General features: G+C 71.5%; 17 protein-coding genes. 7 read left to right on the forward strand and 10 right to left on the reverse strand.

Features of this window, described 5'->3' with window-relative positions; genetic code table 11:
* Positions 1 to 14: 14 nt before the first annotated feature.
* Complete coding sequence (locus ABD164_RS03100) at positions 15 to 755, forward strand: response regulator transcription factor (RefSeq protein ID WP_344293271.1); 741 nt, start codon at positions 15 to 17, stop codon at positions 753 to 755.
* Positions 752 to 1,798, forward strand: a complete 1,047-nt coding sequence (locus ABD164_RS03105) for a sensor histidine kinase (RefSeq protein WP_344293273.1) — start codon at positions 752 to 754, stop codon at positions 1,796 to 1,798. Before ABD164_RS03100 ends, ABD164_RS03105 begins: the two co-directional genes overlap by 4 nt.
* 154 nt (positions 1,799 to 1,952) lie before the next feature.
* Here the strand turns inward: ABD164_RS03105 and ABD164_RS03110 are convergent, their stop codons facing one another.
* The 6 genes from ABD164_RS03110 to ABD164_RS03135 all read right to left on the reverse strand — a co-directional run bounded on the left by ABD164_RS03110 (position 1,953) and on the right by ABD164_RS03135 (position 7,456).
* On the reverse strand, positions 1,953 to 3,464 hold the full coding sequence (locus ABD164_RS03110; protein ID WP_344293276.1) for an HNH endonuclease: 1,512 nt from the start codon (positions 3,462 to 3,464) through the stop codon (positions 1,953 to 1,955).
* A 93-nt stretch (positions 3,465 to 3,557) separates the two neighbouring features.
* Positions 3,558 to 4,325: a GNAT family N-acetyltransferase gene (locus tag ABD164_RS03115; RefSeq protein ID WP_344293278.1), complete on the reverse strand. Its 768-nt coding sequence runs from the start codon at positions 4,323 to 4,325 to the stop codon at positions 3,558 to 3,560.
* A gap of 86 nt (positions 4,326 to 4,411) precedes the next feature.
* Positions 4,412 to 5,797: a glutamyl-tRNA reductase gene (locus ABD164_RS03120; protein ID WP_344293280.1), complete on the reverse strand. Its 1,386-nt coding sequence runs from the start codon at positions 5,795 to 5,797 to the stop codon at positions 4,412 to 4,414.
* Between the two features lie 54 nt (positions 5,798 to 5,851).
* Positions 5,852 to 6,574 (reverse strand): hypothetical protein, encoded by a 723-nt coding sequence (locus ABD164_RS03125; RefSeq protein ID WP_344293282.1) that lies wholly within the window; start codon positions 6,572 to 6,574, stop codon positions 5,852 to 5,854.
* Positions 6,575 to 6,819: 245 nt separating this feature from the next.
* Positions 6,820 to 7,239, reverse strand: coding sequence for a type II toxin-antitoxin system VapC family toxin (locus ABD164_RS03130; RefSeq protein ID WP_344293284.1), 420 nt, complete (start codon positions 7,237 to 7,239; stop codon positions 6,820 to 6,822).
* Entirely contained in the window at positions 7,223 to 7,456 is a 234-nt protein-coding gene (locus ABD164_RS03135; RefSeq protein WP_344293286.1) for a FitA-like ribbon-helix-helix domain-containing protein, read from the reverse strand. Before ABD164_RS03135 ends, ABD164_RS03130 begins: the two co-directional genes overlap by 17 nt.
* A gap of 82 nt (positions 7,457 to 7,538) precedes the next feature.
* Here ABD164_RS03135 and ABD164_RS03140 point away from each other — a divergent pair, with 82 nt between their 5' ends.
* The 3 genes from ABD164_RS03140 to ABD164_RS03150 are packed head-to-tail and all read left to right on the forward strand — an operon-like array spanning position 7,539 to position 10,909.
* A complete protein-coding gene (locus ABD164_RS03140) occupies positions 7,539 to 8,759 on the forward strand; it encodes a uroporphyrinogen decarboxylase (RefSeq protein WP_425545892.1) in 1,221 nt (406 codons plus the stop codon).
* Entirely contained in the window at positions 8,756 to 10,390 is a 1,635-nt protein-coding gene (locus ABD164_RS03145) for a protoporphyrinogen/coproporphyrinogen oxidase (protein ID WP_344293291.1), read from the forward strand. Before ABD164_RS03140 ends, ABD164_RS03145 begins: the two co-directional genes overlap by 4 nt.
* Positions 10,391 to 10,414: 24 nt before the next feature.
* Entirely contained in the window at positions 10,415 to 10,909 is a 495-nt protein-coding gene (locus ABD164_RS03150; RefSeq protein ID WP_344293294.1) for a GNAT family N-acetyltransferase, read from the forward strand.
* Here the strand turns inward: ABD164_RS03150 and ABD164_RS03155 are convergent.
* Complete coding sequence (locus tag ABD164_RS03155) at positions 10,904 to 11,524, reverse strand: DnaJ family domain-containing protein (RefSeq protein ID WP_344293296.1); 621 nt, start codon at positions 11,522 to 11,524, stop codon at positions 10,904 to 10,906. The genes ABD164_RS03150 and ABD164_RS03155 overlap by 6 nt on opposite strands.
* A 148-nt stretch (positions 11,525 to 11,672) precedes the next feature.
* On the opposite strand from ABD164_RS03155, the gene ABD164_RS03160 reads away from it, so the two are divergent.
* Positions 11,673 to 12,233 carry a thymidine kinase gene (locus ABD164_RS03160; RefSeq protein WP_344293298.1) on the forward strand — a complete coding sequence of 187 codons (561 nt, stop codon included), beginning with the start codon at positions 11,673 to 11,675 and terminating at the stop codon, positions 12,231 to 12,233.
* On the opposite strand, the gene ABD164_RS03165 is transcribed toward ABD164_RS03160, so the two are convergent.
* The 3 genes from ABD164_RS03165 to ABD164_RS03175 form a co-directional block, all read right to left on the reverse strand.
* Positions 12,217 to 12,372: a YbaK/EbsC family protein gene (locus tag ABD164_RS03165; protein WP_344293300.1), complete on the reverse strand. Its 156-nt coding sequence runs from the start codon at positions 12,370 to 12,372 to the stop codon at positions 12,217 to 12,219. The two genes, ABD164_RS03160 and ABD164_RS03165, sit on opposite strands and share 17 nt — an antisense overlap.
* Before the next feature lie 230 nt (positions 12,373 to 12,602).
* The gene (locus ABD164_RS03170) at positions 12,603 to 13,262 is read right to left on the reverse strand and encodes a response regulator (RefSeq protein WP_344293301.1); all 660 of its coding nucleotides are present in this window, start codon (positions 13,260 to 13,262) and stop codon (positions 12,603 to 12,605) included.
* Entirely contained in the window at positions 13,259 to 15,046 is a 1,788-nt protein-coding gene (locus tag ABD164_RS03175; RefSeq protein ID WP_344293303.1) for a sensor histidine kinase, read from the reverse strand. Before ABD164_RS03175 ends, ABD164_RS03170 begins: the two co-directional genes overlap by 4 nt.
* Before the next feature lie 169 nt (positions 15,047 to 15,215).
* On the opposite strand from ABD164_RS03175, the gene ABD164_RS03180 reads away from it, so the two are divergent.
* A partial coding sequence (locus tag ABD164_RS03180) for a hypothetical protein (RefSeq protein ID WP_344293304.1) occupies positions 15,216 to 15,424 on the forward strand: 209 nt, incomplete at its 3' end.

Raw genomic sequence — 15,424 nt, forward strand, 5'->3', positions numbered from 1 at the left:
CAGGCTCGTGACGGATGCCTCGCGGATCCAGTCGCCTCGACCAGGCCGGTGCGCGCGGGCTCTACGCTGGGCTCGTGACACGTGTGCTCGTGGTCGACGACGACGCCACCGTCGCGGACGTGGTGGCGGCGTACCTCGAACGCGCCGGACTCGACGTCGCCCGCGCCGCCGACGGCGTTTCAGCACTCGCCGCGGCCGAGGCATCCGCCCCCGATGCCGTCGTGCTCGATCTCATGCTGCCGGGTCTCGACGGCATCGAGGTCTGCCGCAGGCTGCGCGCCCACCGGCCGCATCTGCCCGTGCTCATGCTCACCGCCCGCGGCGAGGAGGACGATCGGGTGCTGGGGCTCGAGGCGGGCGCCGACGACTACATCGTGAAGCCGTTCAGTCCGCGCGAACTCGTGCTGCGGGTGCAGGCCGTACTGCGGCGCACGGCCGGTCCCCGTGCGTCGACGGTGCTCGAAGATGCTGGGCTCTCGCTCGACCCGGTCGCGCATCGCGCCTGGCGCGACGGCCATGAGCTGCAGCTCACGGTGCGCGAATTCGATCTGCTGCATTGGTTCCTCGCACACCCCCGCGTCGTGCACGACCGCGAGACGCTCTTGCGCGAGGTGTGGGGTTGGGAGGTCGGCGACCTGTCGACCGTCACCGTGCACGTGCGCCGGCTTCGCGAGAAGATCGAGGCCGACCCGGCCAGGCCGCGCCTGATCGCCACCGTGTTCGGGGTCGGCTACCGCTGGGACGGCGACGCATGAAACTCGACATGCTGCCGGCTCTCGCCGTCGCCGCGATCGTCGCGGCGGCCGTCGGGCTCGCGGGGGCCGTCGTGGTGCTCGCGGTCGCACGGCGGCGGCCGGCGCTCGCCGCCGTGCTCGGCCCGCTCGCGGTGATCGCCGCGCTCGCCGCCGGGGTGGCGACGAGCGTGCAGACCATGGTGTTGCCCGACTCGGCCGTGTCGGCCGTGCTGTGGCTGCTCGCTGCCGCCGTGCCCGCGGCGCTCGCGGTCGGGCTCGTGCTCGCCGTGCGCACTCACCGCCTCGGGGTCGAGCGGGCCGCGGCTCTCGCCGCCCGAGAGCGTGACGCGGCCGCCGAGGCGCGTCGCCGTGAAGTCGTCGCGTGGATCTCGCACGACCTGCGCACCCCGCTCTCGGCGGTGCGCGCCCTTGCGGAGGCCGCGGAAGACGCGGTCGCCGAGCCGGCCGATGCCCTCCGCGGCATCCTCACCGAGAACGCCCGCATGAGCGCGATGGTCGACGACCTGCTCGCCTATTCTCGACTGCACTCGCCGGGAGTTCGGCTCGAACGGGCACCGACCGACGTGGGCGACGTGGTCTCGGACGTGCTCGCGTCGACACGTCCGATCGCCGAGGCCGCGTCGGTCTCGCTCACCGGTGCGGTCGCAGGCGCGGGCATCGTGTCGGCTGACGCCGGCCTGCTGGCACGTGCGGTCGAGAACCTCGTGGTGAATGCGATCCGGAACACACCCGCCGGCGGCACCGTTCGGGTCGACGTCTCGCCCGGTGCCGGCGACTCGGTCGCCGTCGCCGTTGCCGACGGGTGCGGCGGGATTGCCGCAGCCGACCTCGCGCGGGTGTTCGAGCCGGGGTGGCGTGGTTCGTCGGCACGCACTCCCGGCCCCGGAGGCGGAACCGGGACCGGTCTCTCGATCGTGCGGCGAGTCGCGGAGCTGCACGGCGGAGGTGTGTCGGTCGAGAACCTCGACGGCGGTTGCCGATTCATCTTGCGCATCCCCGAGGCGGGCGGCGGGTCGGATCCGTCCGGGGGACGAGCGATCTGAGCATGGGTGTGACGGCGTGCGCTGACGGCGGCGCGTGGAGTTCACCCCCGGTGATTGAGACGAACCGAGCCCGGCGCAAGGAACACTTCGACCCCGGGGCGTGCGATCGCTCGGCTCGCCGGGTATCTACCCCGTCCGGGTGGTGGGCAGAGTTCTACCCGGTGGCGTGGAGCGGTTGTCGGTTCGGTGCGTGCGGGTTCGCGTGTGCGTTCGCGTGGGCGCCTATGACGGGCAGTCGCGTCGGGTCGATGGGGTTGATGATGTCGGTGGGGGTCTTGGGTCGCATCAACCGGGGTGTCTGTTCGGGGTCGATGCCGGGTGGTGGGATGAGCCAGTAGGTGGTGCCGTCGCGGCGGACTTCCCAGCCTTGGTTGTGGTGCCGCAAGTGGTCTCTTCGGCAGAGGAGGATGCCGTCGGCGAGGTCGGTTCTGCCGTCGTCGCGGGCCCAGTGGTCGATGTGGTGGGCTTCGCACCAGGACGGGGGCCTCGTGCAGTCGGGGTCGAGGCAGCCGCCGTCGCGGACGGCGAGGATGGTCTTCTGTTTCGCGGTGAAGAGGCGTTCGTCACGGCCCAGGTCAAGACACTCGCCCTGTTCCCCGAATCGGATCGGCAGGTACCCGGCACAGAGCCCGGTGTGCACGTTGGTGAGGGGGATGCGGTCGGGGTGGCCCTCGATCATGCCCGACCCGTGCCCGGTGGTCAGGGTGTGTTCGTTGACCACGATACGCACCGAGGGTTTCTGCAGGTTCAGCACCCGGCCCGGGTCGACGCTCGCGCCGGCGTGGAGCAACTGGACGAGCCCGTCGGCGGCGTTGCGTTCGCGGGTCGCTTTCGCGTCGGCGTAGGCCTGGTCGCCGTGTACCGGGTCGCCGAACCCGCGCCGCACCTTGGGTTCGATCAGGCGGGGGTGGGTGAGCTGGTCGAACACCGCCTTCACGTACATGCCGGCTTCGGGTTCGAGTTCGAACTCGCCGCGCACCATGCCGTCGGGTTTGACCCAGGCCCGCCAGAACTGCGCGACCTGCTGCGCCTCGGCACGAGCGGTCACCCCTGCGGTGTCGATGCGGTCGCGGGCCTGCCGGGCGGCCCGCCGCGCCGCATCAGCATGCACGGTGCGGCAGAGGGGGATCAGGGTCTCGAGTTCGGTTCGAAGGCACCCCTCGTCGGCGTCGCCGCCGGGTTCGCCCAGGCCCGAGCGGATCGCGTCGGCCACCGCGACCGTCAGCAGCCCGGTGACGACGGCGTCCCCGAGGGCTGCGAACCACGGCGGCGCCACCTCGGGCAGCACGGCCGCGATGTCGGGGTCGTCGTGGCGCAGGCGGTCGAGTTCGGCGGCGGCCTCGACGTCGGCGACCATCTCACCCACCGCGACCAGCGCGGCCGCGTCACGCTTCGACGACCTCGTGATCGACTGCAGCATCGCCCCGGCCGAGGTGTGCCCGTCACGCCGCGCCAACCCCTGCTGCCCGAACCCGGCCCTGGAGCGGCGCGCGAGTTCGGCCGCGGCGAGCGCCTGATGCCGCTCGACCTCGTGCCGCAACACCGAGATCGTCTCGAGCGCGACCACCAACGCCCGATCATCGGCCGCGTGAAACACCGCCGGCGTCAGCCCGAACGCCCGCAACCCACCGGTGATACCAGCGAAGTCAGGCAACGTCTCGGACATGACCACATCCTCCCAGCAGCCACCGACACTCGAACGAAGATTCGACAACATGTGAACAACCCTGTGGACAAACCGCGTTGTGGAGGAGGGCGTCTACCCCCGCCCAGCCGCCCACTCGCGGCGCAGGATGCCGTAGATCGCGGTATCGGTCCACTCGCCGTCGTTGTATTCCTCTTCGAGAATGGTCGCTTCGCGGCGCATGCCGAGTCGTTCACAGAGGGTGGCCGATGCCGCGTTGCGCGCGTCGAGGAAGGCCGTCACCCGATGCGGGTTCAGGGTCGCGAACGTGAAGTCGACCAGCGCTCGGGCTGCCTCGCGCGCGTACCCGCGCCCTTGGTAGTCGGGGTGCAGCACCCATCCGACTTCGAGCTGCGCGTGCTGCGTGTTCGACACGCGCACCATCATGTCGCCGATGACCCGCCCGGCGCCAACGGCCGAGCCGGCATCCCCAGCGCTGACGGCCGAGCCGGCGTCCCCGGCCGAAGGCTCGCCGGGCAGCACCAGCGCGAACACCATGAAATCCTCATCAGCCCCGAGCACCCTGCCGGCCGCGCGTTTCGCGGTGTGCTCGTATGCCTGCTCGCGATCGCGCGCGGGCCATGGCAGGAACCGAATCACCTCGGGCAGCCGCTGGTACTCGAACACGTCGGCGGCGTCTGAGGCTTCGAGCGGGCGCATCACGAGACGTTCGGTGCGCAGCGGCTCATCGGTGAGCACGGTCGCGTCATAGGGAAAGCGCAGCGCGGGCGGGCCGTCGGCCGCCGCGAGCGCAGCGCGATCGGAATCAGTCACGGATCCGGCGGAGTCATGCATGTCGGGAAGCGTATCGCCCGCCGACGACGAGCCGGCGGAGTCATGCATGTCGGGAAGCGTATCGCCCGCCGACGACGAGCCGGTGCGACGAGCCGCCGACGACGAGCCGGCGCGATCGAGCCGGCCTGACCGACTCAGCGCCGCTGCCCTGCCGGATGACCCGACTCGGCCTCAGGCAACGACCCCGCGTCATCTGCCGCCGTCTCGGCGACCACGCCGAAGACCGCAGCCACGCCGTCGATCCAGGCACTCTGATCGCCCGCCCGCGCGTGTTCGCGCGACCGCACCATGGGCTCGTGCAGCAGCACGCCGGCCATGTGGCGCAGCGCCGCCTCTGCGCGTCCGTCGTCGTCGCCGCGCGAGCGGGCGCGTGCGATCTCGGCATCGAGGATGTCGCTCACGTGCTGCCGCAGCGCGACGACGGTCGGCGTGACGTCGTCGGCCTCGCGGGCCTCGCGAAAGCTGCGCGCTGCCTTGCCGACGAGCTCGCGGGCGGCATCGGTGGCGCCGAGCTCTTCGAGCGGTGCGTGGATGCGGATGGTCTCGAGGTCGAGCAGTTCGACGCCGGGCACTTCGACGACGTCGGGGGCGACGTTGCGCGGCATGCCGAGGTCGATGACGAGTTGCTGCGCATCGGCCGCGGCCGAGGGCGTGGGGCACCACGCCCTGAACGAGGACAGCACCGGCGCCGAGGTGCGGTGGGCATCGATGAGCATCGCCCGCCCGCCCTCGAGCAGCACGCGGTCGACGACCTGGTGGTCGGCGGTGGTGCACGTGACGATGACGTCGGCGGCAGCGGCGGCGAAGGCGAAGTCTGCGTCTGAGACCGCCTCGATGTCGTGGCTCGCCGCGAAGCCGGCAGCCCGGCCCGAGGGGGAGTACACGCGCACCTGGGTGACGCCGCGATCGCGCAGCGCGGCGAGGGACGCGCCCGCGAAGTTGCCGGTTCCGACGAGCAACACGCGCGCAGCCGACCAGTCGGTGACGCGGCTCGAGGCGAGGTCGAGCGCGAGGCGCACGAGCGAGCGGCCGGCGCTGCCGATTCCGGTCTCGTTCTTCACCTTGCGCGACGTCTGCGAGGCGCGCTGGAACAGTCGCTCGAGGTCGGGAGTCGTGGTGCCCTCGGCGCGCGCCTGCTCGAGCGCCCGGCGCACCTGGCCGGCGATCTCGCCTTCGCCGACGACGACCGATTCGAGCCCCGATGCCACTGAGAAGAGGTGCCCCGCGACGGCATTGCCGTGCACGAACCCGAATGTGGCACGCAGCTCGTCGGCCTCGAGACCGGCGACGTCTCCGACCGCGCGGATCGCCTCGTGCACGGCACCGACCGGTGAGGTGCCCTCGGGCATGTTCAGGTCGAGATAGGCCTCGAACCGGTTGCAGGTGGCGACGACGACCGCACCCTGGAGCGCGTCGTGACGGTCGACGATGCGTGGGGCGGCGAGCTCGGCGTGCGCCGAAAGACGCTCGAGTGTGTCGAACCCGGCGTTCTTGTGGCTCGCGGTGAGGCAGATGAGCACCCAGCGATTCTACCCTCGGTCGAAGGCGAGGAATCCCCGGGTTGACACTGAGCGTCACCCGGCGGGCGAGTACACCTGCCCCGATCGGATGATCGGAATCGCCCCGGTGATCGGTGGCGGCTCGATTCCCTCGGCCTTCAGGGCGTCGCGGTGCATCGACTTCCAGCTGCGAACGACGGCGAAGAACGGGGCATCCGACAGCGCGTACGAACCGGCCCGCGGCGCACCGAGGATGATCGGCAATTCGACGCTCGTGCCGCCGCGCCGCACCCGCAGCACGAGCACGGACACGACCGAGCCGCCGACGATCATCGAGTCGGCGCGGATGTTGCGCACCTCGCGCCACGGAAAGTGCATCGCTCGGCGGGGACGACGGCCGCCGTTCCAGAACGCGACGCCGAGCTCGTCGGTGACGATCGAGTAACGCGCGGCGAGCTTGATCTCGTGAGGTTCGCTGACGCGCAGCTCGTTGAGGCGCGCGACGAGCATGCGGGTTCGGATGCCGCTGCTCACGTCTCCTCGAACGCTGGACTCGAGGGCACGCCGACGAGAGCGGCCGCGCGCGCCCGAGGCCATGCGCACGATCGCCCAGATGGCGACGCCGAGCGCGACCGCGGCGACGACTCCGGTCGCCATGTCGGCGCTCGGCCCGGTGGGCATGAGCGCCATGAACCGCTCGAGCCGGGCGCTCTCGAGCATGAGGCCCGCGATCACGAGCGCGGCGAGCGTGGCGACGAGCAGGATGAGCTTGACGCGGTGCGGGGATGCGGCGTTCATCGGGTGGCTCGCTCAGGTTGCAAGACCATGGGTACAGGGGCAAACGACGATGTTCGGCTCATGAGTTCTCCGTGGGATGCGGAGGCGCGCCGTCTCGGGATGTTGTACAGCGCGTCGTCGTGCTCGGGGGCGCACAACGACTCCGACCTTAGCGCGCGGCGCGGTGCGGGTGGAAGAGTGCCGCGCGATGCGAGCGGAGGTCGGTGAAGATCCTTCCGATCCGATGCTTCATCGCTCGAGCCCGGTCACACGAGTTCGACCGGGCATCGCGGCCCGGGGGCCGAGGCGAGTCGGGAGTCCCGTGTGACCAGCGGAGCACCGACGAGCTCGGCGAGGGCGACATAGGCGGCGTCGTAGCTCGACAGGTTCGGCCCGAGCTGCCAGCTTCGCTGCGCGGGCGGCTCCCATGGCCAGAGCTCGATCGGCAGGCGCAGCAGCTCATCGTGCGCGAGCTGCGCCTCGGCGGGCGAGAGGAGGCCGGAATTGCGTCGGCGGCGCAGGACGTTCGCGACTTCGAAGGGCAGCAGCGTCGGAGCGATCAGCGTCGAGTGCGCCAACCGCTCGGCGACCGACTCGCCGTGCTCGCCCGGGTCGATGAGCAGGGTGACGATCGCAGAGGCGTCGATCACGACCACCGCGCCGACGGTGTCAGCGACGGTCGGCATCGAGGGCATCGAAGAGTTCGGCCTCGGTGAGCGGCGGGTAGCTGCGGGCGCGCAGCCGTGCCCGTGCCAGGGCTTCGATCGGGCTGGGCTTCTCGGCGAGGGCGACGAGCTGGGCGCTCAGGTACTCCTGCAGCGACTGGCCGGCCAGCGCTGCACGCGCGGCAAGGGTGTCTCGAACGGCGTCAGGCACCGCTCGGACGGTGATCGTGACTGGCATGACGCCATTCTACCGCCAATGCATGCAATCTGCAGGCATTTCCGCGAGCGGCGACGGGGCCCATCCAGCCCGATACGAGAGAATGTCACCCGTGATCCTCTCCCCGCAACATCCGCTCTCCTCCGGCCTCACTTCGGACTCGCGTCTCGTGCGCGCCTATCGCGGTGAGCGTTCCGACACGACGCCGGTGTGGTTCATGCGGCAGGCGGGCCGGTCGCTGCCCGAGTACCGCGACCTGCGGGTCGGCACGCGCATGCTCGACGCGTGCCTCGACCCGGCGATGGCGAGCGAGATCACCCTGCAGCCGGTGCGGCGTCACAAGGTCGACGCGGGCATCTTCTTCAGCGACATCGTGGTGCCGCTGAAGCTCGTCGGCGTCGACGTCGAGATCCAGCCAGGTCGTGGCCCCGTCTTCTCGAAGGGCTACGCAGACGCCGCTGCCGTCGCCGAACTGACCGCGATCGACCCGGCACACCTCGACGAGACATCCGCCCCGATCACCGAAGCCGTGCAGCGCACGATCGCCGAACTGAACACGACCGCGACCGGCGAGGGGCGGGCGACGCCGCTCATCGGCTTCGCGGGTGCCCCATTCACCCTCGCCGCCTACCTCACCGAGGGCGGCCCCTCGAAAGACCACCTCGCCGCGCGCGCGCTGATGCACGCCGACCCGGGCGCGTGGCGCGCGCTCATGGAATGGACGGCCGAGCTCACCGGGCGCTTCCTGCGCACCCAGGTGCTCGCTGGAGCGTCGGCCGCCCAGCTCTTCGACTCGTGGGCCGGCGCGCTCTCGCTCGCCGACTACGAGGCGCACGTTGCGCCCGCGTCGGCGCGCGCGCTGAGTTTCGTGCACGACCTCGAGTACGAAGTGGTCGGTGGTCGAGTAGGCGCGCCAGCGCCGTATCGAGACCCGGCGAATGGTCTCGATACGCTCGCTGCGCTCGCTACTCGACCGACGGGAACGACGCGGGCCGTGCCGGTCGTGCACTTCGGGGTGGGCACGGGCGAGCTGCTCGCCGCCATGGGCGGCATCGGCGTCGACACGGTGGGTGTCGACTACCGGGTGCCCCTCGACGTCGCGTCAGCCCGCGTCGGCGCGGGCGTTCCGCTGCAGGGAAACCTCGACCCTGCGCTGCTCGCGGCCCCGTGGCCGGTGCTCGAGGCGGCGGTGCGCGAGGTGCTGCGTCGCGGGGCCGTTGCGCCGGCGCACGTGTTCAACCTCGGACATGGCGTGCCGCCCGAGACCGACCCCACCGTGCTGACGCGCGTTGTCGAGCTCGTGCACGAGGCGGGCGCGCCGTGACCGACCAACCAGACGCCGGTCGAGTAGGCGCGCCAGCGCCGTATCGAGACCCCGAGAGTGGTCTCGATACGCTCGCTTCGCTCCCTACTCGACCGGCGGAATCGACCGCCGACGTGGTCGTGGTGGGCGGCGGCGTCGCCGGCCTCGTCGCCGCGCTCGAGTGCGCGAGGGTCGGCCTGCGCGTCACGTTGCTCGAACGCCGTGACGAGCTCGGCGGGTGCGTCGGCCGCATCGAGCTCGACGGGCTGACCCTCGACAGCGGCGCGGAATCGTTCGCGACGCGCGGCGGCTCGGTCGCCGAGTTGCTCGAGCGACTCGGGCTCGCCGACGACATCGTCGATCCGAACCCGGCAGGCGCCTGGCTCGTCTGGGGGCGTGAGCGAGGTCTCGATACGCGTCCGACTCCGTCGGGCGCTACTCGACCGGCGAAAGTCGATGCCGCCCCGCTGCCGAAGACCGGCATGCTCGGCATCCCGGCGAACCCGCTCGGCGACGACGTGCGTCGCATCATCGGGTGGGGCGGCGCGTGGCGTGCCTACCTCGACCGGCTCATGCCCATCCTGACGATCGGCCGCGCGCACAGCCTCGGCAAGCTCGTTCGCTCGCGCATGGGCGCGGCGGTGCTCGACCGGCTGGTCACCCCGATCTCGGCAGGTGTGTACTCGGCCGACCCCGACGACCTCGACCTCGACGTCGTCGCGCCCGGCCTCAACCAGGCGATGACGCGCATGGGCTCGCTCTCGGGCGGCGTCGCCGACCTCATCGAGGAGCGCAAGGCGGGCGCAGCCGTCCGCGGTATCCGCGGCGGAATGCATCGGTTGGTCGACGCGCTCGTCGCCGAGCTCGCGCGGTTCGGCGTCACGGTGATCACCGGCGCCGACGTCACCGGGCTGGTTCGGGAACAGGTCGAGGCTCGCGCCGGTGAGGCGAACGGCGGCGTGGTCGAGGCGTGGCGCGTCAGTGCGATGACCGTCGACGAGCAGCAGGAGCCGGCCCCGTTCGAACTCACTGCCCCAGACGTCGTGCTCGCGGCACCGGCGGTCACGTCGCTCGGCCTCATCGGCGAGGCCGTCGACGGCTGGGACTCGGCCGCCGAGTGGCCGGCAGCGACATCCGTCGAACTCGTCACCCTCGTGCTCGACGCGCCCGCGCTCGCCGCGGCGCCGCGCGGAACCGGCGTGCTGGTCGCGGCCGGCACGCCCGGGATCACTGCGAAGGCACTCACCCACTCGACCGCGAAGTGGGCCTGGCTCGACGACGACGCCGCCGGTCGCCAGGTCGTGCGCCTCTCGTTCGGCCGAGCCGGGGCAGCCAATCCGCTCGAAGGCCGAACCGACGATCAGGTGGCCGCGCTCGCGCTCGCCGACGCGTCAGCGATCCTTGGCGTCGACCTCGACGAACGGATGCTCCGTGCCGCAGGCCGTACCGCCTGGCGCGACGCACTCTCGCATGCCGCGCTCGGGCAGCGCGACCGCGTGCGCGCCCTTGAAGACGTCGTCGCTGCCGAACCGGGCCTCGAGGTCACCGGGTCGTGGGTCGCGGGCACCGGGCTCGCGTCAGTGGTGCCGCACGCGCACGAGGCCGCGCACCGCATCCGGCACAGGCGAGTGACGGCCGACGGTGTCGTGTAGGCCCCGAGCGTGCACGATGGTGGCATGACGCAAACGCCGATACCCATCGTGATCGCCACCACGCGTGACGCCGAGACCGTGACGCAACTGCAGATCGACTTCGGCGACGAGTTCGACGATCCATCGCCGCCGTTCGACGTGCTGCTGCCGAGGTTCCGACGACTGCTCGCCGACCCGGCGGCATTCGTGCTTCTGGCCGGCGATCGGGCGCAGCCGGTCGGATACGCCGTCGTGACGCTTCGCCCCACCGTCTACACCGACGGCCCGCTCGCGGTGCTCGATGAGCTGTACGTGCGACCGGCCCGCCGCAGCGAAGGGATCGGCACCGAGCTGCTGACCGGGGCGATCGACGAGGTGCGCGCTCGCGGTGGCGCCGAGATGCACATCAACGTCGACGAGGTCGACACCGACGCGCGCCGGTTCTACGAACGGCACGGCTTCGTCAACATCGAGCCCGGCACCGACTACCGCATGCTGTTGTACATCGGCGAGTTCGCGTCGCCCGAGTCGGGCTCATGAACGAGGTCGACGGCGGGTTCCGCGGCGCGCTCGGCCTGTAGTCGGGATCTCGGCCGCCCGCGCTTCGGCGTCGGCGCGCTGCCGTGCCGCTCGACGCTCGCGCCACGCAGCGACCTCGGCGTCGACATCCCGCGTCGGCGTCACCACCGGAGGCCCGCCCAGCAGTTGCCGTCTGGCTTCGACGACTCGGCTGTTGAATTCCTCGAGGTGCTCACGCACATCGGCTTCGCGCGTCAGGGCGTCGAGCCGCGCCTGCATCTCGGCGTGCTCGACGCGCAGCGCGAGCGCCGGCGGCCCGAGCCCAGTCAGCTGCTCGGTCTGGATCTTGCGGCGGATCCACCAGTCGGGGTCGTGCGTCGCGCCGAGCTGCAGTGGCTTGCCGGCACCGGGAAGGTCGTCGAAGTCGCCGCGACGAATCGCCTGCTCGATCACGGTCTCGACGTAGGCGGCGCGGTCTGCCGCCGTCGGCGTGCGACCGGATGACGCGACCGAGGCTGCTGCAGAGGCATCCGTTTCGTCACGCCCGACAGCGTCGGGATCTTCGCCCCCAGCGCGCGCTTCTCGGCGCAGCCGCTCGAGGCGGTACTGCGCAGCCCCGTCACGAGGGTCGCCCACGTGGTGTACCTCCGCTTCGAGCCTACGTCGATCGCCCGCCCGGCGTCACCGACGAGGCATCGGTTCCGTGCCGATCGACGACGGCGTCATTAGGCTCTGATCCATGCTCAAGAACCCGAACGGAAGGCTCCAGGTAGTCTGCGGCCCGATGTTCGCCGGGAAGTCAGAAGAGCTGCTTCGACGGGTGCGCCGCGCGCAGCTTGCCGGACTCGCGGTCGAGGTCGTGAACCACGCGCTCGACGATCGGCACGCCGCGGGTCGGGTGGCCTCGCACTCGGGGCTCAGCATCGCCTCCCGCTCGGTGCCCGACGTCCGCTCGCTGGTTGGGCTGGTCGGCGATCGCGAGCTGGACCTGCTGGCGATCGACGAGGCCCAGTTCTTCGGGACCGAGCTCGTTCCGGCGGTGAGCCGGCTGGTGCTCACCGGCATGTCGGTGGTCGTCGCCGGACTCTGCGTGACCTTCGACGGCCGTCCGTTCGAGCCCCTTCCGTCGCTCATGGCGCTCGCCGAGGATGTCACGAAGCTCACGGCCGTGTGCGCGGTCTGCGGTCAGGACGCCGCCTTCCATCAGCGCGTCGTGGCCGATGAGGTCGCCGACGCGAGCGTCGCGGCCCCCGAGCACGTGGGCGGGATCGAGTCGTACCAGGCCCGTTGCCGGCTGCACTTCGGCGAACAAGGTGGGGGGAGCGAGGTCAGTTCGCTTGGGTGATCGGCAACACTTCCGCGTTCGGCAGCGCCGCGAGGAACGCACCGGTCACGAGCAGCTTCGAACCACGGATGCCGCTGCCCACGATCAGCCGATCGTGCTCTGCGACCGACTCGTCGCGCGTTGGGTCCGCCTGATCCAATGACTATGGAATGCTTTGGATGTGGCAATGGCCACGGCACCGTCGGTGGTGGGCGAGCGCGACGATCCGGCGGTGTTCGAGCCCGGCATCCGGCTGCACGAGTTCGAGAGTGAATTGTGCTCCGTTTGGTGCGAGGCCTGCGCTTCGCCCGCACGCAGATCGCAGCATGTGCCTGCAGGCATTGGCGGCGTAGGCGCCGTAAGGATCGGCACTGGCGTCCCGCGCACGTCTCAGAGCGCTGACCCGTAACCCAGCCCGCGGTCCCGCGCCCGGGCGACCGCAGCGGCGCGGTCGCGCACCTGCAGCTTCACGAGGATCGTGGCCACGTTGTTGCGCACGGTCTTCTCCGAGAGGAAGAGCCGGGCCGCGATCTCATGGTTGCCGAGGCCCGTCGCCACGTGCTCGAGCACCTCGTGCTCGCGGTCGGTGAGCTCGGCGAACACCTTGCCGGCGGCGACCCGCGGACGCGTCGCGTACGCGGAGATGCGGCGCCCGACGTCGCCGCCGAAGACCGTGCCGCCTGCGGCGACGGTGAGCACCGCGCGGGCGATCTCGTCGCGCTCGGCTCCCTTGAGCAGGTAGCCGCTCGCACCGGCGCGCATCGCGTCGAGCAGAGCCTCGTCGTCGGCGTGCATCGTGAGCACGAGCACCCCGACCTCGGGAAAGCGTTCGGTGAGCGCGCGCATCGCCGTCAGCCCGTCGACGCCCGGCATCTCGAGGTCGGTGAGTGCGACCTGTGGATGCAGCGTCTCGACGAGTCGGCAGAGCTCGGCGCCGTCGGCCGCCTCGCCGACGACCTCGAGTTCGTTCGAGGCGGCGAGGGCGGCACGCAGTCCGAAGCGGAACATCGGGTGGTCGTCGGCGATCACGACCCGCACCGGCGCGCTCATGCGACGGTCACCCCGATCGGCACCTCGAAGGTCACCGTGGTGCCGACGCCGAGCGCGGACTCGACGAACAGCTCGCCGCCGAGCTCGCGGGCGCGCTCGCGCATGGAGGCGAGCCCGATACCGGCATGGGCGGCGGTTTCGTCGAAGCCGGTGCCGTCGTCGCGCACGCGCAACGTCAGGCGCCCGTCGGCCGTTTCGATCTCGACGAGGAGTCGCGCCGCCCGCGCGTGGCGCGCCGCATTCGCGACCGCTTCGCTCACGATGCGGTACGCCGCCTGCTCGACCTCGAGCGGCAGCACGGGCAGGTCGCCGATGCGCACCTCGACCGGGAGCGTCGCGGCCACCGCCGCGACCCTGTGCCGGATCGCCTGCGAGAAGCCGTTGTCGTCGAGTGCGGCGGGCTGCAGGTCGTCGAGGATGCGCCGCACCTCAGCGACGGTGCCGCCGACCTCGTCACGCAGCACGCGTGCGATCTCGAGCGCCCGAGCCTGATCCTGCGCGGTCACCGCGTCGGCGAGCCCCTCGAGGCCGAGCCCGATGCCCGTGAGCGCCGGACCGAGCCCGTCGTGCAGCTCACGGCGCAGGCGCTCCCGCTCGTGCAGGCGCGCGTCGACGATCACGTCGCGCTGCGCCTCGACCTGCTCCGTGAGCCGCTGGGCGCGGACGACCGCGGCGATCTGCGCGGCGAGCGCGCGCAGCATCCGCTCGTCCCTGGCCCCGTAGCGGTCGCCCGGCCAGCGCGCGGTCACCTCGAGCGTGCCCACCGGCACGCCCCCGACGGCGAGGTCGGCCGTGAAGCCCGGTGACGCGAGATCGCCGACGGATGCCGCGACCGCGCCGGTCTCGTCGAGCACGCGTGCGCCCGGCGCGCCCACCGAACGCTGCACCGACGCGAGGACCGCGCCGAGGAGCTCGCCCTCCTCACTCGACGCGACCTTCGTGCCGATCTCGGCGACGGTGCGCATCGGATCCGCCCGGGGCGCGGCATCGATGCCGAGCAGCCGGTAACGCAGCAGCGCCACGGCGATCGCGACGGGCAGGAGGTAGAGGGTCGTGATCTGGGCGACCTGCACGGTGAGGCTGTCACCGAGCGTATTCACGACGATCAGCAGCACCACGCTGGCGAGCAGCCAGGCGAGCTGCTGGCGCCGCGGCGGCGGCGAGCGGAACAGCCGCACGATGCACAACAGCCACACGGCCACGGCGCCGGCGAGGAAGACGAGCATCGGCACCGCATCGAGCGCCGTGCCCGCGCCATCCGTCGACGGGCCCGCATCGGTCTCGGCGAAGAACCACTGCACCTGCACGAGCGCGGCCCCGATGCCGACCATGATCGAGGGCCACAGCCACCTGCGACTCGGGAGACGGCCATCGGGGTAGACGGCCGGAAGCACGCCGAGCATCGTCATGATCGCCCATCCCACCACGAGCGTGAGCACGAGACCGATGGGCCTCGCCGACCAGTCGCCGGCGGCCGCGTCCGCACCGAGCCAGCCGGCCGCGGCGGCGGCCTCCTCCGTCAAGCTGAGCTGTGTCAGGGTGCCGACCACGAGCAGCATCCATCCGATGAGGTTGGCGGGCCTGAGCCACGCGAGCACTGCGCCGACGGCCGCCCAACCTGCACCGACGAGCGATCCGGCCAGCGCGAGGGCGAGTGGCGGGCGCGGGTCGGATGCCGCGACATCGGGAACTGCCGCAGCGAATCCCTCGGCCGCAGCCCCGACCACGCCGGCGACGGCCGTGAGCAGCACGACGACCACCACCGTCGCCCGCGCCGCCCACATGCCTTCAGTGTGGACGTCCGTCGCCGCGAACGCCAAGGGCGCAGGTCCCGGATGTCCGGGCGATCCGCCCGGGTCGGCGAGCTTTCCCGCCCTGTCGCCGGGCAAGCCGGGCTCGCGACGATGGAGGCCGACCACGCATCATCCGACCGACCGAAAGGAAACCACTCCCATGACCGACGTCACCGTCGACGCGAAGGCGCCCGCCTCGCGAGTCAGGCGCTACATCACCTTCCGCATCCTCGCCGTGGCCGTCGCCCTCCTGTTCGTGGTCGGGTTCGGCGTTTGGCTGTCGATCCTCACGCCGTGGATCGCGCGCGGCGACGAGACCGACCACGGCTGGACGCGGACGCCCGAGTTGCACCGCCTCGCCGACACCGC

It is taken from the genome of Agromyces neolithicus (assembly GCF_039529735.1).
Taxonomy (GTDB): domain Bacteria; phylum Actinomycetota; class Actinomycetes; order Actinomycetales; family Microbacteriaceae; genus Agromyces; species Agromyces neolithicus.

What these genes read in the sequence shown, in the direction of transcription:
- ABD164_RS03100 (WP_344293271.1), top strand. Translation starts at nt 15, where the DNA reads ATGCCTCGCGGATCCAGTCGCCTCGACCAGGCCGGTGCGCGCGGGCTC.
- ABD164_RS03105 (WP_344293273.1), top strand. Translation starts at nt 752, where the DNA reads ATGAAACTCGACATGCTGCCGGCTCTCGCCGTCGCCGCGATCGTCGCG.
- ABD164_RS03110 (WP_344293276.1), bottom strand. Translation starts at nt 3,464, where the DNA reads ATGTCCGAGACGTTGCCTGACTTCGCTGGTATCACCGGTGGGTTGCGG.
- ABD164_RS03115 (WP_344293278.1), bottom strand. Translation starts at nt 4,325, where the DNA reads ATGCATGACTCCGCCGGCTCGTCGTCGGCGGGCGATACGCTTCCCGAC.
- ABD164_RS03125 (WP_344293282.1), bottom strand. Translation starts at nt 6,574, where the DNA reads ATGAACGCCGCATCCCCGCACCGCGTCAAGCTCATCCTGCTCGTCGCC.
- ABD164_RS03130 (WP_344293284.1), bottom strand. Translation starts at nt 7,239, where the DNA reads ATGCCGACCGTCGCTGACACCGTCGGCGCGGTGGTCGTGATCGACGCC.
- ABD164_RS03135 (WP_344293286.1), bottom strand. Translation starts at nt 7,456, where the DNA reads ATGCCAGTCACGATCACCGTCCGAGCGGTGCCTGACGCCGTTCGAGAC.
- ABD164_RS03140 (WP_425545892.1), top strand. Translation starts at nt 7,539, where the DNA reads ATGTCACCCGTGATCCTCTCCCCGCAACATCCGCTCTCCTCCGGCCTC.
- ABD164_RS03150 (WP_344293294.1), top strand. Translation starts at nt 10,415, where the DNA reads ATGACGCAAACGCCGATACCCATCGTGATCGCCACCACGCGTGACGCC.
- ABD164_RS03160 (WP_344293298.1), top strand. Translation starts at nt 11,673, where the DNA reads ATGTTCGCCGGGAAGTCAGAAGAGCTGCTTCGACGGGTGCGCCGCGCG.
- ABD164_RS03170 (WP_344293301.1), bottom strand. Translation starts at nt 13,262, where the DNA reads ATGAGCGCGCCGGTGCGGGTCGTGATCGCCGACGACCACCCGATGTTC.
- ABD164_RS03175 (WP_344293303.1), bottom strand. Translation starts at nt 15,046, where the DNA reads ATGTGGGCGGCGCGGGCGACGGTGGTGGTCGTCGTGCTGCTCACGGCC.